At 64.9% G+C, this 14320-nt stretch carries 8 protein-coding genes; 4 read left to right on the top strand and 4 right to left on the bottom strand.

The window, feature by feature from the left end:
* Positions 1 to 25 precede the first annotated feature (25 nt).
* Together EJ078_RS07835 and EJ078_RS07830 are read right to left on the bottom strand one after the other, a co-directional pair.
* The gene (locus tag EJ078_RS07835; RefSeq protein ID WP_127216824.1) at positions 26 to 2080 is read right to left on the bottom strand and encodes a bifunctional aldolase/short-chain dehydrogenase; all 2055 of its coding nucleotides are present in this window, start codon (positions 2078 to 2080) and stop codon (positions 26 to 28) included.
* Between the two features lie 84 nt (positions 2081 to 2164).
* Positions 2165 to 3130, bottom strand: coding sequence for a sugar-binding transcriptional regulator (locus EJ078_RS07830; RefSeq protein ID WP_095800960.1), 966 nt, complete (start codon positions 3128 to 3130; stop codon positions 2165 to 2167).
* Between the two features lie 202 nt (positions 3131 to 3332).
* Between EJ078_RS07830 and EJ078_RS07825 the strand changes: the two genes are divergently transcribed.
* From EJ078_RS07825 to EJ078_RS07810, 4 genes are all read left to right on the top strand, one after another.
* Positions 3333 to 4973, top strand: coding sequence for an acyl-CoA synthetase (locus EJ078_RS07825; RefSeq protein ID WP_127403864.1), 1641 nt, complete (start codon positions 3333 to 3335; stop codon positions 4971 to 4973).
* A 396-nt stretch (positions 4974 to 5369) separates the two neighbouring features.
* Positions 5370 to 5975, top strand: a complete 606-nt coding sequence (locus EJ078_RS07820) for a TetR family transcriptional regulator (RefSeq protein WP_067327751.1) — start codon at positions 5370 to 5372, stop codon at positions 5973 to 5975.
* Between the two features lie 54 nt (positions 5976 to 6029).
* On the top strand, positions 6030 to 7196 hold the full coding sequence (locus EJ078_RS07815) for an efflux RND transporter periplasmic adaptor subunit (protein ID WP_127403863.1): 1167 nt from the start codon (positions 6030 to 6032) through the stop codon (positions 7194 to 7196).
* Between the two features lie 242 nt (positions 7197 to 7438).
* Positions 7439 to 10588, top strand: coding sequence for an efflux RND transporter permease subunit (locus tag EJ078_RS07810; RefSeq protein ID WP_127214926.1), 3150 nt, complete (start codon positions 7439 to 7441; stop codon positions 10586 to 10588).
* A gap of 102 nt (positions 10589 to 10690) precedes the next feature.
* Here the strand turns inward: EJ078_RS07810 and EJ078_RS07805 are convergent, their stop codons facing one another.
* Together EJ078_RS07805 and EJ078_RS07800 are read right to left on the bottom strand one after the other, a co-directional pair.
* Positions 10691 to 11317, bottom strand: coding sequence for a sarcosine oxidase subunit gamma family protein (locus tag EJ078_RS07805; RefSeq protein WP_095823940.1), 627 nt, complete (start codon positions 11315 to 11317; stop codon positions 10691 to 10693).
* On the bottom strand, positions 11310 to 14291 hold the full coding sequence (locus tag EJ078_RS07800) for a sarcosine oxidase subunit alpha (protein ID WP_127214942.1): 2982 nt from the start codon (positions 14289 to 14291) through the stop codon (positions 11310 to 11312). The genes EJ078_RS07805 and EJ078_RS07800 overlap by 8 nt, the downstream gene beginning before the upstream one ends.
* Positions 14292 to 14320 lie beyond the last annotated feature (29 nt).

Below are 14320 nucleotides of genomic sequence, written 5' to 3'. Positions count from 1 at the left end.
CGCTCAGGGAGATCTCCTTGTTTCTTCAGCGCAGCGCCGCGGCAATATTGCCGCCGTCCACCGTCGTCACGTCGGCCGTGGTGCGTTCGGCCAGTGCCTGATGCAGGAAGGCTTGCGCCACGTCGTCGGCCGTCACTTCCTGGCCGAGCAGATTGCCGGACATGTATTCCTTTTCCGAGACACCGCGCGCGCCCGAGCGGCTGGCAATCATGGCGTCGGTCAAAAGCCCGGACCGGATGCGGTCGGCGTTGACCGCGTTCGAGCGGATGCCGTAGGCGCCGTAGTCCAGGGCATACTGGCGCGACAAAAACAGCGTCGCCGCCTTGGGAAGGCCGTAGGCGCCGAATTTCGGACCGGGATTGACCGCCTGCTTGGAGGTGTTGAACAGCAGCACGCCGCCCGTGCCCTGTTCGAGCATGATGCGCACCGCGTTCTGCGCCGCCGACTGGTGGGCGAAGAAGTTGAGCTCGAAGCTCTTGCGCAGCAGCGCGTCGTCGATTTCGCCGATCCGGCCTTCCCAGGCCGCGCCTGCATTCGAGACCAGGATGTCGACGCCGCCATAGACCGCGACCGCCTTGTCGAAGGCGGCGCGCACCTCGGCCGGGCTGGTGATGTCGGCGCCGACCCCGATCGAATTGTTACCCGCCGCCTTTGCCGCTTCCGCGGCCTTGGCCGGATCGAGATCGACGATGACCGCATGCGCACCGTTTGCGGCGAACAGCTTCGCCGTCGCGGCGCCGATCGCCCCGGCGCCGCCGGTGATCAACGCCACCTGGCCGGTCAGCGGCTTCGGCTTGTTCGAGGCGAGCTTGGCCTGCTCCAATGACCAGTATTCGAGCGGGAAGAGGTCGGCCTTGGAGAGCGGCTGGAAATTGCCGATGGCTTCCGCGCCGCGCACCGCCTCGATCCACATCTCGCCGACATCGGAGGCGATTTTCGCGTCCTTCAGCGTGCGGCCGTGGCCGAACATGCCGAGGCCCGGCACCAATGTCAGCCGCGGCATCGGGTCGAGCATGGTGCGCTTGACGTCATCCAGCGCGTCGTTGGTCTCGAAATAGGCGCGGTAGTCCTTGGCGAAAGCCTCGACATGGCTGCGGACGGCGGCCTTGTAGTCGCCGAGCTTGTCGGCGTCGGGAGCCGGGACCGCCATCGGTCCGGTCTTGATGCGGATCGAAAGATCGGGCGTCGACACGCCGCGTCCGGCCAGCTCGGCGATCCTGGCCGAATTGATGAAATCGACGATCGCATCCGAGGTGCGGAAATCGCTGATCATGCGGTCGAAGCGGCCTTCGCCGCGCGCCACTGCGACAGCGCCGCGCAGAGTCGGCGCGATGTCGCTCGCCTTGGCGAGCTTTACCGGCAGCGCCGCCTTGGTCGCCTGCGGCTTGCCGTTCTTGGCGATATAGTCCTCGGCGATGGTCACATAGTGGATCATGCGGTCATAGGCCTGCTTGGCATCGTCGCCGAAGGTGAAGATGCCGTGCTTGTCGAGGATCAGGCCTTCGACGCTGGGGTCGGCGTCAAAAACGTCCGCCGCGACCTTGGCGAGCTCGAAGCCCGGTTTGATGTAGGGCACGTAGCCCATTTTGTCGCCGAACACCGTCTTCACCAGCGCCTTGCTGTTCTCCTGGTCGACGATGGCAAGGATCGCGGTTGAATGCGTATGGTCGACGAATTTAAGCGGCAGAAAGGCGTGCAGGAGTGTCTCGACCGATGGATTCGGCGAGGCGGGGTCGATGAGATTGGAACGCTGCAGCGCCACCATGTCCTCGTCGGAGAGCGTGTCCAGCGCGCGCGCCTTGAGCAGCGCGCCCATCTTCACCGCCGGCAAGCCTTGCGGCTCGATGACGGCCATGTCCCAGCCGCTGCCCTTGACGCAAAGCACGTCCCATTCGTCACCGACCAGATCGGTGGCCTTGGTCTTGCAGGAAGTATTGCCGCCGCCATGCAGCACCAGCCGCGGCTCTCCGCCGAGCAGGCGGGTCGTGTAGACGCGCAGCGCAAGGTCGCGGCGGACGCCCTGCTTGGCGTAGTCGGCAACCATCTTTTCCGCGTCAGCGTCGTTCCAAAGGTTCTTCATGTCGTTCCGTCCGATTCCGTATTTTGTCTGCTCATGAACAGGAAGCCGCGACGTCTTGATGACAGACGCGGCGAGGGTGGTTTCCTACGAGGCCTTTTTGCTGACCGCGCCGGCGTGATCGAGGAGGCGCCCCGCCATATGTGCGCCGACCACCAGATGCGTGCAGAGGCCGCCGGCGATTGCGGCCAGCAGCGGCTCGAACTTGCTGTCCTCCTGCACCACCATCAGCCGCTTCCCGATGGCGCGCAGCGAGGCGAGCTCGGCGGAAATGACCCGCCGGTTGTAGCTACAGTCGAGCGCCTCGCCGCTTGCATCGATGATCTGTCCGGCGATGACGCCGGCCGCGCCTTCCTTGCGGAGCGCGGCCATTTCGGCCGGCGTCAGCGCGCCGCATTTGACCAGATGGCTGTCGGCGTCCACGGCGCCGACGGAATAGAGCGCGAGATCGCAGTCGCCGATGCCGGCAAGCTGGTCGCGGATCACCGGCTCGGCGCGCAGGCCCTCTGCCAATTCTTCCGTGGACAGCACCAGCGGCGCGTAAAAATTCAGACCCTTGGCGTTCAGCCGCCGCGCGATCTCCATCGTGCACTGATCGGGTCGGTAGGAATAGGGCGCGCCGAGATTGCCGCAGAGCTGCACCACGGTGACGTCCTGCAGATCGGCATAGGACATGATGTCGGCGATGGTGTAGACCGTGCGGCCCCAGGCGACGCCGATGCGGTCGCCTTTACTCACCAGTTCCAGGAAGACGCTCGCCGCCAGGACGGCGATGTCGGTCGACGGGTCGGCGACATAGGCGTTTTCCGGCGCGATCCAGACGGCGTCGAGCTTGAAGGCGTCCTCCAGCCTGCGTGCCATGACATCATCGGTGAAAAGCTGCGTCGAGGTCGAGATGTTGACGATGCCGGTCTCGCGCGCCTTGCGAAGATACATGGCGACCGATGCGCGCGAAATCTTAAGCTGGTTCGCCACCTCGTCCTGGCGAAGGCCATGCGCATAGTAAAGCCAGGCGGCCTTGTGGATGAGCTGTTCTGCCGGTCGGATCGCCATGCCGCCTCCTCGGCTGACATTAGTCACGGCTCTCGACAAAAGTCAAATCCAGCCTGCTGGGTTATTCGTCCTCCGGCGCCGGCATGTTCCGGGCTGCTCTTCTACCGAGCGCTCATGTCATAGCATTTCCCGGTCGTTCAGGGGATGGCATGATCGCGGGCCTGCGGTTAGAAAGCTCGAAAAGACTTTTGGGGAGGATGGGATGGCCAATCCCTACGAACAGGATCTCGAACGGAACGCCGCCAACCACCAGCCGCTGACGCCGCTCACCTACCTCGAGCGGGCGGCCAAGACCTATCCCGACCATGTCGCCATTATCCACGGCAGCCAGCGCATCTCTTATCGCGATTTCTGGCGGCGGTCGCTGAAGCTCGCCTCGGCGCTGTCGAGGCATGGCATCGGCAAGGGGGATACGGTAACGGTGATGCTGTCGAACACGCCGCCGATGCTGGAGGCGCATTTCGGCGTGCCGATGGTGAAGGCGGTGCTGCATTCGCTGAACACCCGCCTCGATGCCGCCGTCATCGCCTTTCAGCTCGACCATGCCGACACCAAGGTGCTGATCGTCGACCGCGAGTTCTCGGGCGTGGTCAGGGCGGCGCTGGCATCGGCCAAGGCCAAGCCATTGGTCATCGACTATGACGACCCCGACTACGCCGCCGATGCGCCCTATCCGAAGGGCGAGCGGATCGGCTCGCTCGACTATGAGGACTTCGTCGCCGGCGGCGACGAGGCTTTTGCATGGTCGATGCCCGACGACGAATGGGACGCCATCTCGCTCAACTATACTTCCGGCACGACCGGCAATCCAAAGGGCGTCGTCTACCACCATCGCGGCGCCGCCCTGATGGCCTACACCAACACCATCCATGCGGGCATGGCCAAGCACGCCGTTTATCTTTGGACGCTGCCGATGTTCCACTGCAACGGCTGGTGCTTTCCCTGGACGCTCGCCGTGCAAGCCGGCACCCATGTCTGCCTGCGCTGGGTACGGGCAAAGCCGATCTATGACGCCATCGCCGACCACCGCGTTACCCATCTTTGCGGCGCGCCGATCGTCATGTCGGTGCTGATCAACGCGAAAGACGAGGATAAGCGCCAGTTCGCCCAGGCCGTCACCTTCAACACGGCCGCCGCGCCGCCGCCCGAGGCGGTGCTTTCCGGCATGGCCGATGCCGGCTTCGCCGTCACCCATCTCTACGGCCTGACCGAGACCTATGGGCCGGCCGTCGTCAACGAATGGCACAATGAGTGGGACGAGCTGGAGAAGCGCCCGAGGACGGCGAAGAAGGCGCGCCAGGGCGTGCGCTACGCTGCGCTGGAAGGGTTGATCGTGATGAACCCCGAGACGATGGTCGAGACGCCGGCCGACGGCCAGACCATCGGCGAGGTCATGTTCCGCGGCAACATCGTCATGAAGGGCTACCTGAAGAACCGCAAGGCCACCGACGAGGCCTTTGCCGGCGGCTGGTTCCACTCCGGCGATCTCGGTGTCATGCACCCGGACGGCTACATCCAGCTCAAGGACCGCTCCAAGGACATCATCATCTCGGGCGGCGAGAACATCTCGTCCATTGAGGTCGAGGACGCGCTCTACAAGCATCCGTCCGTCGCCTCTTGCGGAGTGGTTGCCCGCGCAGACGAGAAATGGGGCGAGGTGCCTGTCGCCTATGTCGAGCTGAAGCCCGGCAAGGTTGCGAGCGAGGCCGAGATCATCGAGCATTGCCGTGTGTTGCTCGCCCGCTTCAAAGTGCCGAAGGCGGTGGTGTTCGCCGAGATTCCGAAGACGTCTACGGGGAAGATCCAGAAGTTCAGGTTGAGGGAAATGGCGAAGGGCCTCTGAGTTCGTCATCCTAGGGTGGAGCAGTCGCGAAGCGACGTCGCGGAAACCCTAGGATCCATTCCGTGACCATGCGGCCATGTCCCAGCGGTTGAGAATAGCTGGCAGGTGGACGTCAGATGTATATTGGCGTAACCTATTGATACCGTTGTATTCTTTGACATAGGTCACGGAATGGATCCTCGGGTCTGCGCGCGTCGCTTCGCTCCTTGCTCCGCCCGTGGATGACGACGTCACAGGCGTCAATGGCTAGTCGTCAGTGTGACCCACGCCCACCCTCGCAACTGTCACCATCTGTCACCATTTTGTACGCGTATATCGATTCCGCGTTGACTCCGGGCCGCTTTCGATTTACGAGTGACGAAAATTGAAATTCGTCACTCGTAAATCGAAAGCACCATGTCAGAACCCGCCAACATCGTGGCCGACCCCGCCAGACAGGAGAATGTGACGCGCATTCTCGACTGTGCCGAGCGCCTGTTCCGGCATTACGGCTACGGCAAGACCAACGTTGCCGACATTGCCCGCGATCTCGGCATGTCGCCGGCCAACATCTACCGCTTCTTCGCCTCCAAGGTCGAAATCCACCAGGCCGTCTGCGGCCGCATGCTCGGCGCCAGCTACGCAATGGCCTACGAGATTTCGCGCCTGCCGATCAGCGCGGAGGAGCGGCTGCGCCGTTACGTTCACGCCCAGTACAAGATGACGCTGGAAGTCATGCTCGACGACCAGAAGGTGCATGAGATGGTGATCGTCGCGCTCGAGCGCGACTGGGGCGTCATCGACAAGCATGTCGACCGCATCCACGACCTGCTCGCCGACGTTATCCGCGACGGCATAGAGGCCGGCGAGTTCAGGAAGCAGGACCCGGTGATCGCCTCGCGCTGTTTCGGCGCCTCCACCGTCATCCTATGCCATCCGCAGATGGTCGCCCAGTGCCTTGCCAAGACCAACCGGGCAATGCCGGACGACCTCATCGACTACGCAATCAGAGCCTTGAAATAGCCGCTGCCCCGCCGGGTGCCGGTCGACGTTTATCTCCAGTTCGGGAGTGCTAAGGTGTCTTTGTCCAGTTCCATCCTCCGCAGGCTGCCGGCCGCCGGCCTCCCAGTCGTCGGCGTCGTTGTCGCGGCGCTCGGGCTTACCGGCTGCAGCCAAGAGAAGAAAGCGGAAGCCCAGGAAGTCATCCGGCCGGTGAAGGTCGTCGAGATCGGCGAGGCCGAGACCACGCGCCAGCTCGACTATTCCGGTTCAGTGCGCGCCCGCACCGAGATGAATCTCGGCTTCCGCATCGCCGGCAAGGTCACCGAGCGTCTCGTCGACATCGGCCAGCATGTGAACGAGGGCGACGTGCTTGCCCGCGTCGACCCCTCCGACTACGAGCTGTCGGTGAAGAGCGCCGAGGCGAGCCTCGACGCCGCCGAGCGGCAGGTCGAGACCGTCGATCTCGCCAGGAAGCGCGCCGAGCAGCTCTATGCCAAGAACTTCGCGCCTAAGTCGCAGCTCGATCAGGCCGTTTTGAGCTATGATCAGGCCGTGGCGACGCGCGATGCCGCCCGTTCGACCCTGGCCCAGGCGCAGAACCAGGTCCATTACACCGATCTCAAGGCCAGCAAGGCCGGCATCGTCACCGCCATCTCGGCCGATATCGGTCAGGTGGTCGGCGCCGGCACGCCGGTCATGACGGTTGCCGTCGACGGTGAGAAGGAAGTGCTGATCGCGGTGCCGGAAATGGACATCGCCGGCTTCCGCCCGGGCAAGGAGGTCAAGGCGAGCTTCTGGTCCGACGAGGCGCTGACCCTTGACGGCAAGGTCCGCGAGGTGGCCGGCAGCGCCGACCCGCAGTCGCGCACCTTCGCGGTCCGGGTGTCGCTGCCCAACGATCCGCGGGTGCTGCTCGGCATGACCGCCAATGTCGCGGCGATCGTTGGCAGCAAGGCGCAGCTGGTGTCTATCCCGCTGACCGCGATGGCTGAGAAGGACGGCAAGCACATCGTCTGGACGGTCGACCGCGCGTCCGACACGGTGCATCCGCGCCCGATCAAGGTGGCGAACTTCACCGCCGATGGCGTTGCCGTTGCCGAAGGCCTGAAGCAGGGCGACGTGGTGGTGGCCGCCGGCACACAGTTCATGACCGACAATCTGAAAGTGAAGCCTTCCGGCGATGACGCCCAGCAGTCCGCCTCGGCGGAGGATGACGTCGCCGCCACCAGCAGCCTGCGCTAACCAGGCGAAAGAACGCCTTTCCCGACCTCGCTGCGCGAGCCGCGAGCCGGGCAGGGCATGGGTTCCGGGCGGCGAAATCGCCCGATCGACGAGACGCTGCATTGGTATCCCCCGCACCACGGCCGCGTCGAGCGCGATTGCGAGTCTCTCTCCGCTTGAGGTGCTCGCCGCCCGGAAGCCCACCGAGAACTCATGAGCCGCAAGGCATGCTGCCTTGCCGCCAATTGAACTGGACCTGCGCCATGACCACGGACAGCAGCACTGAAAAGCGTCCCTTCAACCTCTCGCGCTGGGCGATCGGGCATCCGAGCATCGCGCGCTTCCTGTTTGGCCTCATTATCCTGGCCGGCGCGCTCGGCCTGATGCGCATGGGCCAGAAGGAAGACCCGGACTTCACCTTCCGCGTCATGGTCGTGCAGGCAGTCTGGCCGGGCGCCTCGATCCAGGACATGGAAGACCAGGTCGTCAACAAGATCGAGCGCAAGCTGCAGGAGACGCCGCATCTCGACTTTGTCCGCTCCTACACCCGCGCCGGCAGCGCCATCATCACGCTCCAGGTAAAGGGCGACACCAACGCCGAGGAGGTGAAGGATGCCTTCTACCAGGTGCGCAAGAAGGTCGGCGATATCGCCAACGAACTGCCGCAGGGCCTGCTCGGCCCCTATTTCAACGACGAGTTCGGCGACACCTTCATCACGCTGCATTCGATCAGCGGCGACGGCTTCACCTATCCCGAGCTGAAGAAATTCGCCGTTCAGGCGCGCGACATGCTGCTGGCGACGCCGGGAGTCGAAAAGGCCGTCATCATCGGCGACCAGCCCGAGAAGATCTATATCGATGTGTCCTCCAAGGCGCTCGCCGAGCGCGGCCTGACGGTGCTTGACCTGCAGAATGCCGTGAAAGGGCAGAACGCCGTCGATCCGGCGGGCTCGGTCGATACCGGCTTGCGCTCGGTTCGCATCTCGGTCGAGGGCGACGTCACCAAGGCCGCCGATATCCGCGAGCTGAGGCTGCGCGCCGGCAATCAGGTGACGCGTCTTGGCGACATCGCCACGGTCTCTTCCGGCCTCGAGGACCCTTATGAGCGCAAGTACCGCTTCAACGGCCACGAAAGCGTCCAGGTCGGCGTCGTCATGGCCAAGGGCTTCAATGTCAGGGACGTCGGTAAGGATGTCGAGGCGACCTACAAGCGCTTCGAGGAAGGTCTGCCCTATGGCGTTGCGGTCGACCAGATCTCCGACCAGCCGGAGGTGGTCAAGGATGCCGTCAACGAATTCATGGAGGCGCTCGGCGAAGCGTTGCTGATCGTTCTCGTCGTCTCGTTCCTGTCGATCGGCTGGCGCTCCGGCCTGGTGATCGCGATCGCCATCCCGCTGGTTTTAGCCGCCACCTTCGCCATCATGTACGAGATCGGCATCGACCTGCAGCGCATCTCGCTCGGCGCGCTGATCATCGCGCTCGGTCTGCTGGTCGACGACGCCATGATCGTCGTCGAGATGATGGAGCGCAAGCTGGAGGAGGGGCTGGTCAAGATCGAGGCGGCGAGCTTCGCCTATTCCTCGACCGCCTTCCCGATGCTGACCGGCACGCTGATCACCACCGCCGGCTTCATCCCGGTCGGCTTCGCGGCCTCCACCGCGGGCGAATATGTGCGCACGCTGTTCTATGTCGTCGGCATCGCACTGGTCGTGTCGTGGTTCGTCGCGGTCTATTTCACGCCCTGGCTGGGCTACATGATCCTGAAGCAGCGCAAGCACGCCGGCACCCACCACGACGTCTTCGACACCGGCTTCTACCGGCGGCTGCGTGCGACGGTCACCTGGGCCGTGCGCCACCGCATCATCGTGCTGGCGATGACGCTGGTCACTTTCGGCACCAGCCTCTGGGCCTTCCAGTTCATCCCGCAGAACTTCTTCCCGCAGTCGTCACGTCCGGAAATCCTGGTCGATCTCTGGCTGCCGGAAGGTACATCGATCAAGGAGGTCGAGAACCAAGCCAAGGCTCTCGAAGCGAAGATGATGGACGACGAGGACAAGCGCTTCATCGCTACCTATATCGGCGAGGGCGCTCCGCGCTTCTTCCTGCCGCTCGACCAGCAGCTTCGCAATCCGAACTTTGCCCAGCTTCTGGTGATGGCCAAGGATGAGCCGGCGCGCGAGCGGCTGATCGTCAAGATGCGAGGCATCCTCGCCAAGGACTTCCCGTCGATCCGCGCCAAGGTCGATCGTTTGTTCCTCGGGCCGCCGACCGGCTGGCCGGTGCAAATGCGCATCATGGGGCCGGATCGCCAGGAGGTGCGCCGCATCGCCGACGAGGTGAAGGCAAGGTTCGAAGCAAACCCGCTGCTCGGCGCCGTCCATGACGACTGGCTGGAGCCGGTGCCGGCGATGAAGCTGGTGATCGACCAGGACCGAGCCCGGGCACTAGGCGTCACATCGCAGCGCATTCGCCAGATGCTGCAGGCAACCATGTCCGGTGCGCCGCTCGACGATTTCCGCGACGGCGAAGAGACGGTCTCGATCGTCGCCCGCGAGCCGGAGGCGACCCGTCATCTGCTGTCCTCGGTCGACTCCGTCTACATCCCGACCGACTTCGGCGGCTCCGTGCCCCTGTCCCAGGTGGCGAAAGTGGTGCCCGTGATGGAGCAGGGCATCGAGTGGCGGCGCGACCGTCTGCCGACCATCAGCGTGCGCGCCACGTTGCCGGATGGCGTGCAGTCGAACGACGTCGTCACCAAGATGTACAACGACATGAAGGACCTGCGCGCCGGCCTTGCCCCCGGCTACAAGATCGAGATCCAGGGCGGCGCGGAGGACTCGGCCGAAAGCCAGGCCTCGATCGCCGCCAAGGCACCGATCATGCTGGCCGTCATCGTCATCTTGCTGATGGTCCAGCTGCAGCATTTCGGCAAGTCGATGCTGGTGCTGGCCACCGGCCCGCTCGGCATCATCGGTGCCGCGGCAGCCCTTCTGATCAGCGGCGCGCCCTTCGGCTTTGTCGCCATCCTCGGCGTCATCGCGCTGCTCGGCATCATCATGCGAAACTCGATCATCCTGGTCGACCAGATCGACCAGGACATCGCCGCCGGCATGGATCGATCGGAAGCGATCGTCGGCGCTGCGGTGCGCCGCTTCCGCCCGATCATGCTGACGGCGCTGACCGCGGTGCTTGCGCTGATCCCGATCTCGCGCGCCGTCTTCTGGGGGCCTCTGGCCTACGCCATGATGGGCGGCATCCTCGTCGCCACCGTGCTCACCATCCTGGTGCTGCCGGCGGGCTATGCCCTGTTCTTCGGCCGCGAGCCCAAGAAGGCCAAGACAGGCGAGCAGGCGCAGGAGCCGGAACAGGTCGAAGGCATCGAAAGACCGCAGCTGGCGCTGGCTGCGGAATAAGAAGGTGGCAACCTCGAATCATCCGCCATCGGAGAAAGCCGGTGGCGGATGATGCGCATCGAAAGAACGCCTCGCGCCGCCGCGGCGCGCTCGGCGAGGCGCCTACGCCAATTCCTCGGAATGCGCGACCGTCACGCCATACTCCGCGGCCGAGTCGAGCATCGTATGCCACAGGCTTTCGGCAAAGGTTGCGAATACCAAGAGGTTGAACACGGCCTGGCCGTCTTGTCGGTTCTTCCCGCGCCAGAGCGTCACGCTGGTATGGTCGATCGAGGTGGCGGCTGCCGTGCCGACCGGGAATATTTCGGGGTGCAGGTCGATCGACGACAGCTTGGCCAGCATCGTGCGCGCCTTGTCGCCGGAAACGCTGATCAACGCGCGCGCATGTGATTGATCGGAAAGCGAGGCCAAACCGGCAAACACGCGGGCAAGGGTCTCCATCCTTTGCCCGCCGCCTCTCGACAGCACCAGAAACTGGTCCGGTCCTGACCAGATCAGCGTCGCGTCGGCCGTGTCGGCCGCCTTGGGTGTTTCCGGTGCGGCGACGCCGAAGCGAGCCTTCGCGGCATTGACCGTCTCGGCCGCCTTGCCGCGACGCGCCATCACCTGAACGAGGTCGAAATTGCGGATCTCGGTCAGCGACACGCCGGCTTCGCCCGGCGCGCCATAACGGCCGGCGACCAGGGCGCGCTCGAGCGGGCTGCGGATGTTCCAGGAAAAATCAGCCACGCTGGCGCCCTCCATCCGGATCGTAGAAGACGGAATTGCAGAGCTCGACATCGTACTCCTCGCCACGCAGCGGATCATGAGCGCGCACGATCTCACCAATGCGCTCGCGGCCGCGCTCGAAGAGGCCGAGCCCGATCCACTGGTCGAGCACCGGCGAGAAGCAGACCGAGGTGATATAGCCCTGGTCGTTGTCTGGGCCGGGGGTCTGGCCCTTGGGATTGATGTGTGCGCCGGAGCGCAGGCGGCGCGCCTTGTCGGTCGGCTTGATGCCGACGACCACCTGCCGGTTCGGCGCGACGAGTGCTTCGCGGCCGGCCATGACGCGGCCGATGAAATCCTTCTTGGTCGACATCATCTTGCCGAGACCGAGATCGGCAGCCGTTGTGGTGCCGTTGAGCTCCGGTCCGGCGACATGGCCTTTTTCGATGCGCATCACGCCGAGCGCCTCGGTGCCGTAAGGCGTCACGCCGAACGGCTTTCCCGCGATCATCAGGTTGCGCGCCAGAGCCTCGCCGTAGCGCGCCGGCACCGAAATCTCGAACGCCATCTCGCCGGAGAAGGAGATCCGGAACAGCCTCGCCTTGATGCCGCCGCGCAGCTTGACTTCGCGCGCGCCCATGAACGGAAAGCCTTCGTTCGACAGGTCTTCGGCCGGATCGACGATCTCCTTCAGCAGATCGCGGGTCTTCGGACCGGCGATGGAGAATTGCGCCCACTGGTCGGAGACCGAGGTCAGCTGCACGTCGAGTTCGGGGAATAGGACCTGGCGGCAGAATTCGAGATGCTGCATCACCAGCCCAGCCTTGGCGGTCGTGGTTGTGAGGAAATAATGGTCCTCGGCCAGGCGCGAGGTGGTGCCGTCGTCATAGACGACACCGTCCTCGCGCAGCATCAGTCCATAACGCGCTTTGCCAACTGCGAGGCTGGAGAACGCGTTGATATAGACGCGGTCCAGGAAGGCGCCGGCATCCGGGCCGTGCACGTCGATCTTGCCCAGCGTCGAGACATCGCAGAAGCCGACGCCGCTTCGCACCGCCTTGACCTCGCGGGTCACCGATTCCAGCCAGTCTTTTTCGCCGGGCAACGGATACCATTGCGCGCGCTTCCACAGGCCGGTGTCGACGAACACCGCGCCCTGTTCGGCCGCCCAGTGATGCGACGGCGTCAGCCGCGTCGCATGGAAATTCTCGTCGCGATGGTGACCGGCGAAGGCGCCGATGGCGACCGGCACATAAGGCGGCCGGTAGATCGTCGTTCCGGTTTCGGGAATGGATTTACCCGACACCGCCGCCATGATGGCGAGGCCGGCGACATTCGAGGTCTTGCCCTGGTCGGTCGCCATGCCGAGCGTCGTGTAGCGCTTCAGATGCTCGACCGACTCGAAACCCTCGCGCTGCGCCAGCTCGACATCGGACGCCGTCACGTCATGCTGCTGGTCGACGAAGGCCTTGCCTTTGCCGGCGACATGCCAGAGCGGCGTCAGCGAAAAGGCCTCGTCGTCGGCGAGGGGCGCCGATCCGGCGTTGCCGCTCCGTCCCGTATCGCGCGCCGCTGCAACACCTGCCTCGAAACCTTCCCGCAGGCCGGCGCCAAGGCCGAAGGCGCCGTTCGCCGCGCCTGCCGCCACCATGCCGGGCGGCGCGCCGTCCGGCACGAAGGCGGCGATATCGTCGCGCCATTTCGGCCGGCCGCGATGATAGGAGGTGAGGCCGACCGCCGGGTTCCAGCCGCCGGAGACGGCAAGCCCGTCGGCCTCGACTTCGGCGCGCGCGCCGCCGGTGAGCGACACGGAAATCTTGCGCACACCGTTCTTGCCGCCGTCGACGCCGCTGACGGAGCCGTTGAGCACCGGGAAGCCGCCCTTGCCGGCCAGCGAGCGATGGGCCGGCGAAACGTCTGGCCGCCCATCGATCACCGCAGCGACCTGCAGTCCGGCTGCGATCGCCGCCTCCACGGTGCGCCAGCCATCCTCATTGTTGGTGAACAGCGCAATGCGCCGCGCCGGAGCCGCGGCGTAGCGGTTGATGTAGCTGCGCATGGCGGACGCCATCATCACGCCAGGCGTATCGTTGCCGGCAAAGACGATGGGACGTTCGATCGCGCCCGCCGCGACGACGCAGCGCTTGGCGACGATACGCCAAAGCCGCTGCCGCACCTGATGCTCCGGCGGTACCGGTAGATGGTCGTTGACGCGCTCGATCGCGCCATAGGTACCGCCGTCATAGACGCCGAACAGCGTCGTGCGCGTCATGATGCGAACGTCCGGCATCGCCGCGAGTTCGTCCAGAGAACGGGCAATCCATTCGGCCGCCGGCAGCCCGTCGATCGTACCGCCATCGCCCAGCAAGCGCCCGCCGAGGACAAAATCCTCCTCGCACAGGATGACGCGTGCGCCGCAGCGCGCGGCGGCAAGGGCGGCGGCGAGGCCGGCCGGACCGGAGCCGGCGATCGCCACGTCGCAATGCGCCCACGCTTTGTCATAGCGATCGGGATCGGGAATGCCCGCCGCGCGGCCGAGGCCGGCGGCGCGGCGGATCGCCGGTTCGTAGATCGCTTCCCAGAATTTCGCCGGCCACATGAAGGTCTTGTAGTAGAAGCCGGCGACGAAAATCGGCGCGAAGAGCTGGTTGACCGCCATGACGTCGAAATCGAGCGACGGCCAGCGGTTCTGGCTGGCGGCCTCGAGCCCTTCATAGAGCTCGGCGGTCGTTGCCTTGGTGTTCGGCTCGCGCCTCGCGCCACTGCGCAGCTCGACCAGCGCGTTGGGCTCTTCCGAGCCCGCCGTCAGGATGCCGCGCGGGCGGTGATATTTGAACGAGCGGCCGACCAGCTTGACGCCGTTGGCGACGAGCGCCGAGGCAAGCGTATCGCCCTGGAAGCCGGAGAGTGTCTTGCCGTCGAAGCGGAAGCTCAGCGGCGTCGAGCGGTCGATAAGGCCGCCAGTTGAGAGGCGATTGGCTTGAGAGGTCACGATGTCACCCTCTCGGTTCGATATCATGGTGA

It is taken from the genome of Mesorhizobium sp. M1A.F.Ca.IN.022.06.1.1, from assembly GCF_003952605.1.
Classification (GTDB): domain Bacteria; phylum Pseudomonadota; class Alphaproteobacteria; order Rhizobiales; family Rhizobiaceae; genus Mesorhizobium.
Note: the sequence above shows the minus strand (reverse complement) of the source record. Positions and strands in the feature narration are given on the sequence as shown.